16 protein-coding genes are annotated in these 15,553 nt (G+C 71.8%); 9 read left to right on the top strand and 7 right to left on the bottom strand.

The genetic code is table 11. The features are described 5' to 3' along the window. Positions 1 to 281: 281 nt before the first annotated feature. Together BM140_RS03645 and BM140_RS03640 are read left to right on the top strand one after the other, a co-directional pair. Entirely contained in the window at positions 282 to 2,129 is a 1,848-nt protein-coding gene (locus BM140_RS03645; protein WP_091942081.1) for an ABC transporter transmembrane domain-containing protein, read from the top strand. Positions 2,130 to 2,135: 6 nt separating this feature from the next. Then, positions 2,136 to 3,152, top strand: a complete 1,017-nt coding sequence (locus BM140_RS03640; protein WP_091942079.1) for a D-cysteine desulfhydrase family protein — start codon at positions 2,136 to 2,138, stop codon at positions 3,150 to 3,152. Between the two features lie 219 nt (positions 3,153 to 3,371). Here the strand turns inward: BM140_RS03640 and BM140_RS03635 are convergent, their stop codons facing one another. Beyond that, on the bottom strand, positions 3,372 to 4,358 hold the full coding sequence (locus BM140_RS03635) for a catalase family peroxidase (protein ID WP_425287039.1): 987 nt from the start codon (positions 4,356 to 4,358) through the stop codon (positions 3,372 to 3,374). A 360-nt stretch (positions 4,359 to 4,718) separates the two neighbouring features. On the opposite strand from BM140_RS03635, the gene BM140_RS03630 reads away from it, so the two are divergent. After that, on the top strand, positions 4,719 to 4,892 hold the full coding sequence (locus tag BM140_RS03630) for a DUF2256 domain-containing protein (RefSeq protein WP_207549424.1): 174 nt from the start codon (positions 4,719 to 4,721) through the stop codon (positions 4,890 to 4,892). A gap of 38 nt (positions 4,893 to 4,930) precedes the next feature. Here BM140_RS03630 and infA read toward each other — a convergent pair whose 3' ends face one another. Both infA and BM140_RS03620 read right to left on the bottom strand, forming a co-directional pair. Then, a complete protein-coding gene (infA, locus tag BM140_RS03625; protein ID WP_056239380.1) occupies positions 4,931 to 5,212 on the bottom strand; it encodes a translation initiation factor IF-1 in 282 nt (93 codons plus the stop codon). Positions 5,213 to 5,534: 322 nt separating this feature from the next. Further along, on the bottom strand, positions 5,535 to 6,686 hold the full coding sequence (locus BM140_RS03620) for a branched-chain amino acid ABC transporter substrate-binding protein (protein WP_091942075.1): 1,152 nt from the start codon (positions 6,684 to 6,686) through the stop codon (positions 5,535 to 5,537). Between the two features lie 128 nt (positions 6,687 to 6,814). Between BM140_RS03620 and BM140_RS03615 the strand changes: the two genes are divergently transcribed. The 4 genes from BM140_RS03615 to BM140_RS03600 are packed head-to-tail and all read left to right on the top strand — an operon-like array spanning position 6,815 to position 9,447. Then, on the top strand, positions 6,815 to 7,138 hold the full coding sequence (locus tag BM140_RS03615) for an XdhC family protein (protein ID WP_091942073.1): 324 nt from the start codon (positions 6,815 to 6,817) through the stop codon (positions 7,136 to 7,138). 7 nt (positions 7,139 to 7,145) lie between these two features. Further along, positions 7,146 to 7,850 carry an XdhC family protein gene (locus tag BM140_RS03610; RefSeq protein WP_091942071.1) on the top strand — a complete coding sequence of 235 codons (705 nt, stop codon included), beginning with the start codon at positions 7,146 to 7,148 and terminating at the stop codon, positions 7,848 to 7,850. Between the two features lie 3 nt (positions 7,851 to 7,853). Further along, positions 7,854 to 8,861 carry a molybdopterin-binding protein gene (locus BM140_RS03605; protein WP_091942069.1) on the top strand — a complete coding sequence of 336 codons (1,008 nt, stop codon included), beginning with the start codon at positions 7,854 to 7,856 and terminating at the stop codon, positions 8,859 to 8,861. Next, positions 8,854 to 9,447: a nucleotidyltransferase family protein gene (locus BM140_RS03600; RefSeq protein ID WP_091942067.1), complete on the top strand. Its 594-nt coding sequence runs from the start codon at positions 8,854 to 8,856 to the stop codon at positions 9,445 to 9,447. Before BM140_RS03605 ends, BM140_RS03600 begins: the two co-directional genes overlap by 8 nt. Positions 9,448 to 9,460: 13 nt before the next feature. Here BM140_RS03600 and parC read toward each other — a convergent pair whose 3' ends face one another. Both parC and recO read right to left on the bottom strand, forming a co-directional pair. Beyond that, positions 9,461 to 11,707 carry a DNA topoisomerase IV subunit A gene (gene parC, locus BM140_RS03595; RefSeq protein ID WP_091942065.1) on the bottom strand — a complete coding sequence of 749 codons (2,247 nt, stop codon included), beginning with the start codon at positions 11,705 to 11,707 and terminating at the stop codon, positions 9,461 to 9,463. Between the two features lie 121 nt (positions 11,708 to 11,828). After that, positions 11,829 to 12,569 carry a DNA repair protein RecO gene (gene recO / locus BM140_RS03590; protein ID WP_091942063.1) on the bottom strand — a complete coding sequence of 247 codons (741 nt, stop codon included), beginning with the start codon at positions 12,567 to 12,569 and terminating at the stop codon, positions 11,829 to 11,831. 160 nt (positions 12,570 to 12,729) lie between these two features. On the opposite strand from recO, the gene BM140_RS03585 reads away from it, so the two are divergent. Both BM140_RS03585 and BM140_RS03575 read left to right on the top strand, forming a co-directional pair. Continuing rightward, positions 12,730 to 13,143 carry a hypothetical protein gene (locus BM140_RS03585; RefSeq protein WP_091942061.1) on the top strand — a complete coding sequence of 138 codons (414 nt, stop codon included), beginning with the start codon at positions 12,730 to 12,732 and terminating at the stop codon, positions 13,141 to 13,143. Positions 13,144 to 13,392: 249 nt separating this feature from the next. Beyond that, entirely contained in the window at positions 13,393 to 14,082 is a 690-nt protein-coding gene (locus tag BM140_RS03575; RefSeq protein ID WP_244535269.1) for a gamma-glutamylcyclotransferase, read from the top strand. A gap of 1 nt (position 14,083) precedes the next feature. Here BM140_RS03575 and BM140_RS03570 read toward each other — a convergent pair whose 3' ends face one another. Both BM140_RS03570 and BM140_RS03565 read right to left on the bottom strand, forming a co-directional pair. Then, entirely contained in the window at positions 14,084 to 14,869 is a 786-nt protein-coding gene (locus tag BM140_RS03570) for a lytic murein transglycosylase (protein WP_091942057.1), read from the bottom strand. 216 nt (positions 14,870 to 15,085) lie between these two features. After that, entirely contained in the window at positions 15,086 to 15,547 is a 462-nt protein-coding gene (locus BM140_RS03565; protein ID WP_091942055.1) for an Rrf2 family transcriptional regulator, read from the bottom strand. Between the last annotated feature and the right edge of the window lie 6 nt (positions 15,548 to 15,553).

The following is a 15,553-nucleotide window of genomic DNA, read 5'->3' as shown; positions in this document are numbered from 1 at the left end:
CGCATTCCTGAGGTAGCAACCCGACCGGCCACGCCGCCGTGAAACCGGCCTAGGGCAAAAGATCGCGCGCATTCGGTTGAGGGCGCGCCTATACCTCAGCGTCCGGGGCCGGACAAGAGACGGCAGGACACGCCGGGTGACGATCCGACGGATCGTTCCGTTTCACCGGGCGCGAAGAGCGCCCCGCAAAGCGGCGCCGGCGCTCGAGCGAGAACAATCGGAGCCGTCGCGGTATGCGAGGGCGCCAGGACATGAAGACGAAGAAACGATGACGAGGAACGATGGCCCGCGCGCGTGAGGGGATGTCCGGAGCCGCGGACGCGACCAATCGGGGGAAGGCGCCGCTCGGCGCGCTGAGGCCCCTTGTCCCGTTCGCCGCCCGCTACCGCGGCCGCATCCTGGCGGCGCTGATCTCGCTGATCGCCGCATCCGGCGCCACGCTGGTGGTGCCGGTGGCAATCCGGCGGGTGATCGATCACGGCTTCTCGCCGGAGGGGCAGGCCTTCATCAACTCCTACTTCGTGGCGTTGCTCGGCGTCGTCGCGGTGCTCGCGGTGTCGAGCGCGGGCCGCTACTATTCCGTCGTGACTCTGGGCGAGCGCGTGGTCGCCGACCTGCGCTCGGCCGTGTTCGCACGGCTGACGAGCCTCGACCCGACCTTCTTCGACAAGTCGCAATCCGGCGAGATCGTCTCGCGGCTCACGGCGGACGCGACCCAGGTCAAGGCGGTGTTCGGCGTCTCGATCTCGATCCTGTTGCGCAACCTGTTCCTGTTCGTCGGCGCCGTCGTGATGATGGTGTGGACGAGCCCCGGCCTGTCGATCCTCGTGCTGGCGGCGATTCCCCTCATCGTCTTCCCGCTGATCGTCTCGGGCCGCGGCGTGCGTCGCCGCTCGCGGGCGGCACAGGACCGTCTCGCCGACGCCTCGGCCTACGCCGCGGAGGCCGTGGGCGCGATCCGCACGATGCAGGCCTTCGGCATGGGCCGCACCACCGCCGAGCGCTTCGCCGCGGCGTCCGAGAACGCCTACGGGGCGGCACGGGCCTCGATCACGGCCCGCGCCCTGCTGACCGGCGTGGCGATCTTCCTGATCTCGGCCTCGGTCGTCGGCGTGATGTGGTACGGCGCCAAGGGCGTGCTCGCGGGCACGACCACCGCCGGCCAGCTCTCGCAATTCGTGCTCTACGCGGTGTTCGGCGCGAGCGCGCTCGGCCAGCTCTCGGAAGTCTACGGCGAGCTCGCCCAGGCGGCGGGCGCCGCCGAGCGGCTCGGCGAGATCTTGGCCACCGAGCCGGTGATCCAATCCCCGGCGAATCCGGTGGCCCTGCCGAGCCCGGCTCGCGGCGCGCTCAGTTTCGAGGCCGTGCGCTTCCGCTACCCGACCCGGCCCGAACATGCGGCCCTCGACGGCGTCTCCTTCGCGGTGGCGCCGGGCGAGCGGGTGGCGCTGGTCGGCCCCTCGGGGGCGGGCAAGACCACGGTGCTGCAATTGCTGCTGCGCTTCTACGATCCGGACGAGGGCGCGGTGCGCCTCGACGGCGTGAGCCTGCCCCAGGCCGATCTCGATCAGCTGCGCGCCCGCCTCTCCCTGGTGCCGCAGGACCCGGTGGTCTTTTCCGGCACGGTCTCGGAGAACATCCGCTACGGGCGACCGGACGCCACCGACGCGCAGGTCGAGGAGGCGGCGCGCCTCGCGAATGCGGACGGGTTCATCCGCGCCCTGCCGCAGGGCTACGCGACGCTGCTGGGCGAGCGCGGCACCACGCTGTCGGGCGGCCAGCGCCAGCGCGTCGCCATCGCCCGCGCGATCCTCAAGGACGCTCCCGTGCTGCTCCTCGACGAGGCGACCTCGGCCCTCGACGCCGAGAGCGAGCGCGCGGTGCAGACCGCCCTCGACCGGCTGATGCAGGGGCGCACGACGCTGGTCATCGCCCATCGGCTGGCGACGATCCGGGCCGCGAACCGCATCCTCGTGTTCGATGGCGGCCGCATCGTCGAGGAGGGGACGCACGAGAGCCTGCTGGCGGAAGGCCGCCTCTACGCCCAGCTCGCGAGCCTGCAATTCACCGACGCCTTCGACGAGAGCGCGCGGGCCCGCGATCCCGGCCCGAAGGTCGCCGCGGAGTAGGCCGCTTTGGACCTCACCCGCTTTCCCCGCGCGGCGTTGACCGACGGCCCGACCCCGATCCGCTCCCTCGACCGGCTCTCGACTCATCTCGGGTCCGAGCTGAACGGCGTGCGCCTGTTCGTGAAGCGCGACGATGTCGGCCCGGTCGGCGGGGGCGGCAACAAGCTGCGCAAGCTCGAGTTCCTGCTCGGCCAAGCCCTGGCCGAGCGGGCCGACACGGTCATCACCGTCGGCGCCCTGCAATCGAACCACGCCCGCCTCACCGCCGCGGCCGCCGCCCGCCTCGGCCTCGCCTGCGAGCTGTTCCTCACCCGCAGCGTCCCGCGCGAGGATGCCGACTACACCGGCAACGGCAACCGCCTGCTGCACGAACTGTTCGGCGCCCGCGTCCATCTCCTGCCGGGCGAGGCCGATTCGCTGGCCGAAGCGGAGGCACGGGCGCAGGTCCTGCGCCGGGAGGGGCGGCGCGTCTTCGTCTTCCCCTCCGGCGGGTCGAGCCCGCTGGGCTGCCTCGGCTACGTGGCCTGCGCCGCCGAGATCGCCGAGCAATCGGCCTTTCTCGGGCTCGACTTCGCCCGCGTCGTCGTCCCGAACGGCAGCGCGGGCACCCATGCCGGCCTCGCCGCCGGGCTTCTTGCCCTCGGTCGCGATCCGCGGCTCGTTCTCTCCTACACCGTGCTCGCGCCGCAGGAGGCCGCGCAGGCCGCGACCTTCGAGCGGGCGCGCGACACCGTGGCGCTGCTCGATCCGGCCCTGACCTTCCCCGAGGACGGCATCCGGATCGACGGCGCCCATCGCGGCCCGGGCTACGGCCTTCCGACGGAGGGCATGCGCGAGGCCGTGCGGCTGATGGCGCGCACCGAAGGATTGCTGCTCGATCCGGTCTATAGCGGCAAGGCGTTCGCCGGGCTGCTGCACGACGTGCGCGCGGGCGGATATCCGGCGGGGGCGGCGGTGCTGTTCGTGATGACCGGTGGGGTGCCGGGATTGTTCGCCTATCGGGGTGCGTTCGCGGAGGGGTAGGACTTCGCGGCCGCCCGCCATGCAGCCGGCCTCGGGCCGGCGGCCCCCTCCCCTTGCCGCGTCTCACGAAACGCCCGCCGCACCATCGACCCCGGAGGGGATACCGGAGGTGGGCGGGCGTCGCGGGGAAGCGGGGCTTAGTGTCTCTCACAAAACTCCCGCGGCGCCGTCGCGCCTGGAGAGAGGACCGGCCGTGAACGGGAGTTTTGTGAGGCACTCTTACTGCCGCCGGCCGAAGGACACCGCGTAGGACTGGACGCGGGTATCGATCAGCGGGTCGTCCGAGACCTCCAGGCCGTCGGTGAGGTTGTTGGGCATGAACAAGAGCGCCTTCTCGGCCGCGGCGCTGTCCGGCACCGCCTTGGTGAGCGTCAGCGTGCCCATCTCGACCATCTTGCGCTCCTTCGGCCAGGGCTTGGTCGCGTCGTTGGTCGGATCGCCCGGCTCGGCGAGCTGGGCCAGGAAGCGGAACGCCACCGGCGCCTGACCCACCCGCGCGACGATCTCGTCCCGCAGGAAGTTCGGCGGTTGCTGGGCCGCCTCGTCGCCGCCGAAGACATCGGTGCCGGCCACCGGCTCGACCCGCCAGCGGAACGCCTGCCGCTTGCCCGCCCCATCGACGAAGACGAACGCGTTGACGCCGTTATAGGCCTGCGTCGCGTAGCTCTTCGGCGTCGTCAGACCGCCGAGCGCCGCGGGCACGCTCGGATGCGCGGCGATGAATGTGTCGATCGGCTTCGGCGAGGGCACGTCCGGCCCCGATTGCGACACCGCCACGAGGAGATCGCGGAACGCCTCGCCGGTCGCCACGGGGAAGGTCGGCAGGGTGTTGAGCACCGTGTCGACCTCCGTGCCGTCGGCGAGCTTGAACTTCGCCGACAGGCCGTAGGGCCGCGCATCCTTCACCCCATCGGGCAGCGTCGGCAGGCCGGTGGCATCGGAGAATCGCACCGTGACCGGGATCGCCGGGCCGGCGAAGAGGGCGGCCTTGCTGAGCTTGGCCGCACCCGGCGCCGGGGTGAAGCTGCCCTCCAGCACGATGCCCTTGGCATGGTTGGCGCGGAAGCCCGGGTGCTTGCCCCAGAGCTTGTTCATGGTGTCGACGATCTGCTCGGGGGTGCCGGGGTCCTGTGCGTGCGCCGCGGGCGCCGCGAGGAGGACGGCGAGGCCGAGCGCCGCGGTGCGGCTATGCTTCATCGCGTTCAACGGTGGGGTCTCCGGGAAGGGCGCCGTGATCGCCGACGCCGACGGGACGGTTTTCTAGCCCATCGACGACAGGGAGGACGACCGGATTTGGAAAAAGTCCAAAGTGCCGCGGGCCTGCGCGCCACGCTCCGGCAGAAGACAGGATTGCGCCGACGCTCGCAACGACGAGTCCGGCGACCCTGCGCCGTCACGGCGAGGCGGAGCCGATGCGATCGTGCGCGAGGGCGGTCCGATCCGGGTGCGGAAGGAGCGCGAGCGCGTTGTCAGGCACCCTCGCCAGGGATCGGCGAACCACCGGAGACCCCATGGACGGCGAGACGATCGTTACTCGACGCACGGAATCGGGAGAAACTTGAAGCCATGCCCCCCATGCGCCGGAAGGGCGATCTCCCGCAGAAAATCTGCGCCCAATGCGGAAGGCCGTTCGCGTGGCGCAAGAAGTGGGAACGCGTCTGGGACGAGGTGCGCTACTGCTCCGACCGCTGCCGGGCGGAGGCGAAGCGCAAGCCCGCCGCGTCCGCGTCCGACCGTTGAGGCCGGCCGCGCCGTGAGAACCGAAGCGAGCCGTCGCGTCAGCGACGACGGAACTGCTGGCCGCCGCGCTGGGGCGGGCGGGGGCCGGTCGGGCCGCGCTCGTCCTTGTGGCGGAACACCAGACGGCCCTTCTCCAGATCGTAGGGCGACATCTCGACGGTGACGCGGTCGCCGGCCAGGGTCTTGATGCGGTTCTTCTTCATCTTGCCGGCGGTGTAGGCCACGATTTCGTGGCCTTGGTCGAGCTGCACGCGGTAGCGCGCATCCGGCAGGATCTCGACGACCAAGCCGTCGAACTGCATCAGTTCTTCTTTTGCCATACACGGGTCTCCGGCCGGGCCGCCTGCACGGGGCGCACCGGCCAATCTGAAAAATGCATCGTGCAGAACGCTCTGGCCTGCGGGTCCGATCCGCCGAGTCGTCCGAACTCGGGGTGCGCGAGGCGCGGGCCGGGCGTCAGGTGCCGCTCGCGAAACTCCCGATCGGCCGAGCCATCGCCCCGGGACGAGCCGAGACGGCGGGCGTTTCGCGAAGGGCACCAGCCCCGCGACTTAAGCGCCGGAGGGGATTTGCGCAAGAATATGCGGCGCCGCACGCGGGCTTATCGTCAAGGGAAAGCTCTGGATCGGCCGATCTTGCGGTCTACGGCGGGGTCTCGGTGCCCGCGTAGTCGATCCGGCCGTCGGCGAGCTTGCGCCACGTCGCCACCGCGAAGGGCGGCCGGGCGAGGTCGCCGCGGGCGTCGAACGCGATCTCACCGAGAAGCGTGCGCAGGGGCGCCCCGCCATGGAGATGGGCCGCGACCCTGGCCGGGTCGGTCGAGCGCGCGCCCTCGGCCCCCTGGCGGATCGCCTCGAACGCCGCGTAGGCGGGCGCGGCGAACATCTCGGCTTCGGGCGTGCGCGGCGCACGGGCGGCGCCGCGGACATCCGGCAGCCGCGGCGGGCTGGGCGCCAGCGTCATCAGGGTCCCTTCCGCCGCCGCCCCGGCGGTCACCGGAAACTCCTTGTCGAGGAGCCCGTCGCTGCCGATCAGCTGCGTGGTCAGGCCCGCCTCGCGCATCGCCTTGACCAGCAGGGCGGCGGGCGCCTGGAGGCCCCCGAAATAGACCGCCTCGATCCCGAGGGCCCGGAGCTTGGCGACGAGGCCCGCCACCTCGCGGTCGTCGCGGGAGACGCCCTCGAACAGCCGCTCGCGGCCGCCCCCGGCCTTGAGCGCGCGGGCGGCCTCGTCGGCAAGCGCGCGGCCGAAGCTGGTCTTGTCGTGGACGATGGCCACCGGCCGGTCGCGGAAGCGTTGCGCCAGGAGCGTGCCGCCGATCGCGCCCTGCTGCGCGTCGCTGCCCGCGAGGCGGAACAGCAGGCCGGCGCCCCGGCGGGTCAGCGGCGCCCAGGTCGCGCCGGGCGTGACCGCGACGATGCCGGCCTCTTCGTAGACCGGGCTCGCCGCGGCCGCCGCCCCCGAATGGAGGTGGCCGACGACGAAGCGCACGCCGCCACTCGCGAGCTTGCGCGCTGCGGCCACCGCCTGTTTGGGGTCGCCGGCATCGTCCTGCACCACGAGCTGGATCTTCTGGCCGAGAACGCCGCCCGCGCGGTTGATCTCGGCCACGGCCTGCTCGGCCCCGAGCCGGGCCCCCTGGCCGAAGCCGGCATCCGCCCCGGAGAGCGGCAGGGCGAGCCCGATCCGCAGGGGCTCGGCGGCCTGCGCGACGCCGCCGAGGGCCAGCAGGGCGAGGGCCGAGCGCGCGATCCGTCCCCTCACAGCGGCCTCTCCTTCCGAATGGCGAGGCATCCTTGATAAAGCCCGCCGTCTCCCGCGCAAGCGGCGGCTTCGGCCGCATTGCGGAACCAGCGCGGGCGCCTACCTCTGGGATACGGGACGCCGGGGGGCGAGCGATTCCGCCGATCCGGGACACCACCATGCTTTCCACCGAGGACGACATCCTGCGCGCCGCCGAGGCCTGGCGGCGCGAGGGACGCATCGTGGCGCTCGCCACCGTGATCGAGACCTGGGGTTCGGCCCCGCGCCCGGTCGGCAGCCACCTTCTGATCGACGAAGGCGGCCGCTTCCTCGGCTCGGTCTCCGGCGGCTGCGTCGAGGGCGAGGTCATCACCGAGGCCCTCGACGTGATCGGCGACGGGCGGCCCCGCACCCTGGAATTCGGCGTGGCCGACGAGACCGCGTGGCGGGCCGGGCTCTCCTGCGGCGGGCGCATCCGCGTCTTCGTCGAACGGGTCGATTGAGGGAACGATGCGCCTCGACACGCTGACCGCCCTCAATGCCGAGCGTGCCGCCCGCCGCCCGGCCCTCGTCGTCACCGATCCGTCCGACGGCCGCCAGCGCCTCGTGCGGGGCACCGAGATCGACGCCGACCCGCTGGCGTCCGTCCTGCGCGAAAAACTCGCCAGCGGGCGCAGCGGCCTGATCGCGGATGCGGACGCCCGCCCGCTCTTCGTCGCCGTCCACGCCCCGCCCGTGCGGCTCGTCGCGGTCGGCGCGGTCCACATCACCCAGGCGCTCGCCCCGATGGCGGGCCAGCTCGGCCTCGACCTCACCGTGATCGACCCGCGCACCGCCTTCGCCACGCCGGAGCGGTTTCCGAACGTGCGGCTCGTCGCCGAGTGGCCCGACGCGGCCCTGGAGACGCTCGGCCTCGACGCCTACACCGCGCTCCTGGCGCTCACCCACGATCCCAAGATCGACGATCCGGCGCTGATCGCGGCGCTGAAGGCCGAGTGCGCCTATGTCGGCGCGCTCGGCTCGCGCAAGACCCATGCGCGCCGGGTCGAGCGGCTTCGGCAGGCCGGCTTCGACGAGGAGGACATCGCCCGCATCCACGCCCCGATCGGGCTCGATATCGGTGCCGTCTCGCCAGCCGAGATCGCGCTCGCCATCCTGGCCCAGGTCGTCGCGACCCTGCGGCGCGCGCGGATCGCCGCGCGGGCGGGAGCCTGATCCATGCGCTTCGGACCCGTCGCCACGCGCGACAGCGCGGGCCTGATCGCGGCCCATACCGTGCGGGCGGAGGGCGCCACCCTGCGCAAGGGACGGCCGATCCCGGCGGAGGAAGCGCGGGCTCTCGCCGAAGCCGGCCACGGTGAGATTATCGCCGTGCGGCTCGATCCGGGCGATGTCGGCGAGGACGAGGCCGCCGCGCGGCTGGCGCTGCATCTGGCGGGCGAGGGCTTGGCGCCCGAGCGAGCGTTCACCGGCCGCTGCAATCTCGTGGCGGCGGCGGCGGGCGTCCTGCGGGTCGATCCCGCCGGCATCGACGCCGTCAACCTCGTGGACGAGGCGATCACGGTCGCGACCCTGCCGGCCTTCCGCCCGGTGGCGGCGGGGGAGATGGTCGCGACGATCAAGATCATCCCCTACGCGGTGGCCGGCGCCAGCCTGGAGCGGGCGCTCGCCGCCGCGCCGCAGCCGCCGCTGCGGCTCGCGCCCTATCGCCTGACGCGGGTCGGCGTGGTCTCGACGCTGCTGCCCGGCCTCAAGCCCGCGACCGTGGCCAAGACCCTGCGGGTGCTGGCGGATCGGCTCGCACCGGCCGGCGCCGGGATCGTCGCCGAGACCCGCGTCCCGCATACCGGCCGCGCGGTCGCCGACGCGCTCGCCCGCATGGCGGCGGAGGGATGCGAACTGGCCGTGGTGTTCGGCGCCTCGGCCATCGCCGACCGGCGGGACGTCATCCCGGCGGGGCTGGAGGCGGCGGGGGGCCGGGTCGAGCAGTTCGGCATGCCGGTCGATCCGGGCAACCTACTGCTGCTGGGGCGCCTCGGCCCGATACCGGTCATCGGCGCGCCGGGCTGCGCCCGTTCGCCGAAGGAGAACGGCTTCGATTTCGTGCTGCACCGGCTGCTCGCGGGGCTCCCCGTGACCCGGGCCGACATCGTGCGGATGGGGGTGGGCGGGCTGCTCAGCGAGATTTCTCAACGCGGCCAGCCGAGGGCCGGCGAGGATGCCTGAAGCGGGCATCGCGGCGGTGATCCTCGCCGCCGGGCTCGGAACCCGGTTCGGGCCTCAGCCGAAGATGCTGGCTGAATTTGCCGGCAAAGCGATGGTGCGCCACGCCGCGGAGGCCGCGCTCGCCTCCATGGCGCGGCCGGTGGTGGTTGTGCTGGGCGCCCATGCCGAAGCGGTGCGGGCCGCGCTGTCCGGGCTCGATCTGACCCTGGTCCAAAACCCCGATTTCGCGGCCGGGCTCTCGACCTCGCTGAAGGCCGGGCTCACCGCCCTGCCGCCGGAAACCGACGCCGCCCTGGTGCTGCTCGGCGACATGCCGCGGATCGGCGCGGCCCATCTCGACGGGCTGATCGCGGCCTACCGGAGCGCCGATCCGAGGCCGAGTGCCGTGGTCCCGGTTCGAGATCACCGCCGCGGCAACCCGGTTCTACTCGATTTGAACTTGCTGAAGGACGATCTGAACGCGCTCTCCGGCGACCGCGGCGCCGGCCCGATCCTCAATCGGCGGGCCGACGTGCTGGAAGTCCCGGGCGACGCCGCGACCGGCTTCGATGTCGATCGGCCGGACGGGCTCGACACCGAGGGTTAGCAGCCGGCGACGACTACTTCCCGAACCGCTCGAACTTCGGAAAGCTCCGGCTCATCAGCTGTCCGGCCTCGGCGCGGTGGCCGATCCATTTCTCCAGCATGGCGGCGTTGGCGAGCTTGGCTTGGCCCGAGCCGTCGCGCCAGGGCAGGCCCTCGCCGAGCCCGAACACGCAGGCATCGGTGAGCCGGCTCATGCGGCAGCGTTGCAGGCGCACGCCCTTGCCGCGGGCGAGCTCGGTCAGTTCCGAGGCCGGGAAGACCAGCATCAGCTTGTCCGAGGAGCAGACCGCGACGTGGTCGCCCTCCGCCGGCACCAGCAGGACCGCGCTCGCGCCCTCGTCGAGGCCGAGGATCGCCTTGCCCTTGCGGGTGTTGGCCACCAGCGCGTCGGAGGGGGCGATGAAGCCGCGCCCGTCGGACGAGGCGAGCAGCAGCTTGCTGTCCGGCTTGTAGGGGAGCGCGGCGACGATCTCGGTGCCGTCGTCGAGATCGACCATCAGCCGCACCGGATCGCCGAAGCCGCGCCCGCCGGGCAGCTTCGAGGCCTCGATAGTGAAGACCTTGCCGTTCGAGGCCAGCAGCAGGAGCTTTTGCGTCGTCTCGCTGAGGAACGACACCTTGAGCGTGTCGTCGCCCTTGAAGGCGACGCCCGACAGGTCGGCGACGTGGCCCTTCAGCGCGCGAATCCAGCCCTTCTCGGACAGGATCACGGTGATCGGCTCGCGCTCGACCATGGCGGCGGTGAAATCGATGCCGGCGGTGTCCGGCGGGTTTTCGAGGGTGGTGCGGCGCTTGCCCAGCTTGGTGTCCGGCCCAAACGTCTTCTTCACCGCGCGGATCTGCTTGGTGATCTCGGTCCATTGCAGTTTCTCGGAGCCGAGCAGCGCCTCGATGCCGGCCTTCTCGGCGGTCAGCGCGTCGAACTCGCGCTTCAGCTCCATCTCTTCGAGCTTACGGAGCGAACGCAGGCGTGTGTCCAGGATGGCGTTGGCCTGGACCTCGGTGAGTTCGAACCGGGCCATCAGCGCCGCCTTCGGCTCGTCCTCCTCGCGGATGATACGGATCACCTCGTCGAGATCGAGATAGACGATGAGCAGGCCGCCCAGGATTTCGAGGCGCCGGTCGATCTGGCCGAGGCGGTAGGTCGAGCGGCGCTGCAGCACGACGCGGCGGTGATCGACCCATTCGCGCAGGCACTCGGCGAGCCCGATGACGCGGGGGACGACGCCGCCGACGAGCACGTTGAGGTTGAGCGGAACCCGCGCCTCCAGCTCCGAGAGCCGGAACAAAGATTCCATCAGCATCACCGGATCGACCGAGCGCGAGCGCGGCTCCAGCACGACGCGGACATCCTCGGCCGATTCGTCGCGCACGTCGGCGAGGAGCGGCAGCTTCTTCTCCTGGAGGAGGTCGGCCAGCTTCTCGATCAGCCGGGCCTTCGGCACGCCGTAGGGAATCTCGGTGACGACGATGTTCCACGTGCCCCGGCCCAGATCCTCCTTGGCCCATCGGGCGCGGACGCGGAAACCGCCGCGGCCGGTGCGGTAGGCCTCGCGGATGGTCTCCGGCGTGTCGATCAGGATGCCGCCGGTGGGGAAGTCCGGCCCCTGGACGAAGGTGCAGAGCTGCTCCGAGGACGCCTCGCGGTTCTGGATCAGGTAGAGCGCCGCGTCGCAGAGCTCGGCCGCGTTGTGCGGCGGGATCGAGGTCGCCATGCCGACCGCGATGCCCTGCGAGCCGTTGGCGAGCAGATTCGGGAAGGCCGCGGGCAGGACGACGGGCTCGTCCTTCTCGCCGTTGTAGGAGGGCCGGAAATCGACCGTCTCCTCGTCGATCCCGTCGAGCAGCAGGCGGGCGACCTCGGTGAGGCGCGCCTCGGTGTAGCGGTAGGCGGCGGGGCCGTCGCCGTCGATATTGCCGAAATTGCCCTGGCCGTCGACCAGCGGATAGCGCTGGGCGAAGTCCTGGCTGAGGCGCACCAGCGCATCGTAGATCGCCTGGTCGCCGTGGGGATGGAAGTCGCCCATCACGTCGCCAACGATTTTTGCGCACTTTTTAAAAGCCGCCGTGGGGTTGAGCCGCAGCAGGTTCATGCCGTGCAGGATGCGCCGATGCACGGGCTTGAGGCCGTCGCGGGCATCGGGCAGCGCGCGCTGCATGATCGTAGAGAGCGCGTAGGCGTAGTAGCGCTCTTCCAGCGCCGTCTTCAGCTCGACGCTCTCGATGCCGTCGCCCGGCGGCGGCAGGACGGGCTGGCCCATCGTTCACTCCAAGACAAACCGGGCCGGACGACGCGTCGTCGTCAGGCCCCGCGACGGCGGCGGGCTTTCGCCGGGCGCGTCGCGGTTCAAAGGGAATCGAAGGAACATAGCACGAACGTCGTCACCCCTGGCCAGTGCCGTGTGCGACGAATCGTGCCCGCTCCTCCGGCGGCGCCAGCGCGCGGGGGCGCCAGACGTGCTGATCGAGGAAATACCCCGTCAAGGTAAACCCCTCCCGAACGTCGTGGGCATCCGGCGTGCGCCAGCCGCTGCCGGGCTGGTCGCGGTCGCGCAGGAAGGGCGGGAGCGCCAGCAGCCGGTCGCGGTACGGCTCGCCCGCCGAGGCGCTGACCGCGCGCCCGCTCTTCGGGGAGACGTAGATCAGGGCGTCGTTGGCGCCTGTGGCCGCGCAGTGCGCGAGGTCGAGCCCGAAGCCGAGGCCGGCCAGCACCGCGAGTTCGAACCGCACCATCAGGGCCGGGGCGATCTCGGGGGAATCGAGGTGCTCGATCAGGATGCGGGCGGCCTCGTAGAGATCGGGATGGGGATCGCGCTCCGGCAGCAGCCGCAGCAGCGCGCAGAGATGGCCGATCCCGTAGAGCGCCAGCCCCGAGCCCATCAGCCGCGAGGCCTCCGAGCGCAGCGGCTCGACAGTGTAGGCGCCGAGCGCCCCGTCGAGCCGCGCCCGCCACGTCGCGCGCACGAGGTTGCCCGGCTGGAGCACCGGCTGCATCCGCCGCGAGCGCCCGCCATGGACGAGGCCGAGATGGCGCCCGCGCTCCGGCGTCATCAGCTCGAGCACGACCGACGTCTCGCCGTGCCTGCGCAGGCCCAGCACGAGGCCCTCGTCGATCCATTGCATGGGGGGAAGATAGGGGTTTTTTTCACCCCGTGGGATGGCTCGCGCCATCATGCCGGGTTCGCTTCGCGACCTGGAACGACGGCGGAACGATTGCACCGCCAGGACTGTTTCGCGCCCTGCTCGAAACGGCTACGCTTCGGCCCATCTAGGAGATTCGGCGATGCGCAGCGGCGGCGGGGTGTGGGGCGCGGCAGGGCTCGCGACTTGGCTGGCCGTGTGGCTCGGCGCCTGCACCACCGCCGCCCCGCCGCCTTCGCCCGGTGCGCCCGCCGGCACGCTGCGCGAGCGCATCGCCGCCCTGGCCCTGGGGCAGGTCGAGTTCGGCTCGGTTTCGCTGCTGCCGGTGCGGCGCGAACACAGCCGGATCGCCGGCCCGTTCGAGGATGGCGGGCGGCGGCTCTACTGCGTCAAGACGCGGATGTTCGGGCGGACTTTCGGGAAGCCAGAACGGCCCAAGATCGTGGTCCGCGACGACAACGGCGCGCTCAGCGTGCTGCGGGACGAGGAGGATGTGTGCGAGGGGCATCGCAGCGAACCGTTCCCGGAGTTGGATACGGCAAGCGCGCCGGCCTGAACCCTCCCCCCTCTGCGGGGGAGGGTGCCCTGCGGATGCAGGGCGGGAGAGGGGAGCGACGCTTCCAGAGATTTCACCTGCAATAGCGGCCAAGCGGCACCGTCGCTCCCCTCACCCGACCCCCTTCGGGGGCCACCCTCCCCCGCAGAGGGGGGAGGGCAATGCAGCGGCCTTCCATGAGCCAGCTCATGGCGGCCTTGAGCCGCCGCGGGTTGCGCCGCGCGTCCCGGAATGGTCCGCTGTGGGCCGATGCCTTCCCTCTCCCTCGACCTCATCGCCCGCGCCCACCCCCAGAAGATCGCGGACGATCCGTCGGCGCTGGCCCTCCTCACCGACGAGGACATGGCGCCCGATCTCGCCGCGATGCTGGGCCGCCGCCTCTCACCCGAGGGCGGGTTGTGGGTGTTCGCCTACGGCTCGCTGCTGTGGAGCCCGGAATTCGCGTTTACGGAAAAACGCGTCGGCACGGTGCGGGGCTGGCACCGGCGGTTCTGCCTGTTGCAGCACCGGTTCCGCGGCACGCCGGAGCGGCCGGGGCTCGTGCTGGCGCTGGAGCGCGGCGGCCTGTGCCGGGGCGTCGCGTTCCGGCTCGACGACGCGGACCCGCACGCGACGCTGATGCCGGTCTGGCGCCGCGAGATGAAGGGCAAGGGCTACGAGGCCCGCTGGGTCAGCGTCGCGACCGATCAGGGCCCGCTGCCGGCGCTCACCTTCGTGGCGAACCGGAGGAGCGAGCGCTACACGGGCCGCCTGTCGGACGAGGCACTGGCCGACCTGATCGCGACGGCCTGCGGCCATCTCGGCCCGAGCGCCGAGTATCTGTTTCGCACCGCGAAGGCCTGCGCCGATCTCGGCATCCGCGACCGGCACCTTTGGAACTTGCAGAACCTCGTCGCCGAGCGGCTGGAACGGCGGGCCGCGGACGGCCCGCCGCGTTAGCTCACTGGCCGTCGATCTTGGCACCGAGCAGCGCGATGGCGCGCTGGTAGACGCCGGCCGCGTTCCAGCCCTGGATCGCCGCGAAGTTCGGCTCGCCGGGCTGGTAGCCCGCGCCGCGCTGCCAGCCGTGGCCCTTGAGGAAGTTCGCCGTCGAGTTCAGGGCGACGGGGGCGCTGTCGAGGCTGCCGCCGACGCCGTAGGTCAGGACGTTCTTGGGCAGGAACTGGGTGTGGCCGACCTCGCCGTGGGCGGCGCCGCGGGTCGCCGGGGTGATGACGCCGGCATCCACCAGCTTGAGCGCGGCGTAGAGCTGGTCGGTGAAGAACTCCGAGCGGCGGCAATCGTAGGCCAGCGTCGCCACCGCCGAGAGCGTGTTGACGTTGCCCTTCACGGCGCCGAAGCCGGTCTCCATGCCCCAGATCGCGATCAGCGGGCCGGCGGGCACGCCGTAGCGCTGCTCGATGGAGGCGAAGAGCGCCGCGTTCTGCGCCTTGAGGGCGCGCCCGCGCGAGACGATGGTGTTGCCGCCGCGCTTGGCCAGGAACTGGTCGAGGGAGAGCTTGAAGCTCTTCTGGCCGCGGTCGGCCGAGATCGTCGCCGTGGAATAGGTGGTGCCCTGGAGCGCCTGCAGGCTCGCCGCGCTCGCCCGGCCGCGGGCCTCGGCGGCGAACTGATCCTTCCAGGCCTCGAACCCGGCGGCGGTGTTGCCGCATTGCGCGGCCTGCGCCCCGCCGGCGAGAGCCGTCAGCCCGGCCGCCACGAGCATCCTGAACCCGCGTCTGGTCATCACCGTCAATCCTCCAGGCGGCGCCCTCTTGAGCGCCGCGGCCAATTTCGAAAGCTCGGCCGCTCCATCGCGGGAGGGCCATCGCTTCGCGCCGAAGTCGAGGCCGTCATACGCTGGTTTGCCGAGAACCGGGCACCGGAGGATCACTGAGCTGTGGCGCCCGTAAGGCCGAATCGCGGTTTTCCGCCACGCTCCGGCAGCAGCCTTTCGGAACCCTTAAACGTCGAGCGCCTCCGGCGCCGGCTCCGGAAGCCCGAGCAGGGCGGCCATCTCCCGGCGCTCCGCGCCGCCGAGCAGGTCGGCCAGGGTGTAGCCGTCGAGCACCGCGAGGAAGGCGGCGAGCGCCTCGCCCAGCGCCCGGCGCAGGCGGCAGGCGGGCGTGATCGCGCAGGCGCCCCCGGCAAAGCACTCGACCAGGGCGAGGTCGTCCTCGGTCTGGCGCACCACGGCGCCGACGACGATCTCCGCCGCCGGCTGGGCCAGCCGCAAGCCCCCGCCCCGCCCCCGAATGGTGCGGATCAGCCCGAGGCGACCGAGTTGATGCACCACCTTGGTCAGGTGGCTCTCGGAGATGCCGTAGGCGCGGGCGATCTCGGCGATGGAGCTCTGCCGGGGCTCGTGCAGGCCGACATAGATCAGGGTGCGCAGGGCGTAGTCGGTGTAGCGGGTCAGACGCATGAACAC

The sequence above is a fragment of the Methylorubrum salsuginis genome (assembly GCF_900114375.1).
Classification (GTDB): domain Bacteria; phylum Pseudomonadota; class Alphaproteobacteria; order Rhizobiales; family Beijerinckiaceae; genus Methylobacterium; species Methylobacterium salsuginis.
This window is presented reverse-complemented; position numbering and strand designations above follow the sequence as displayed.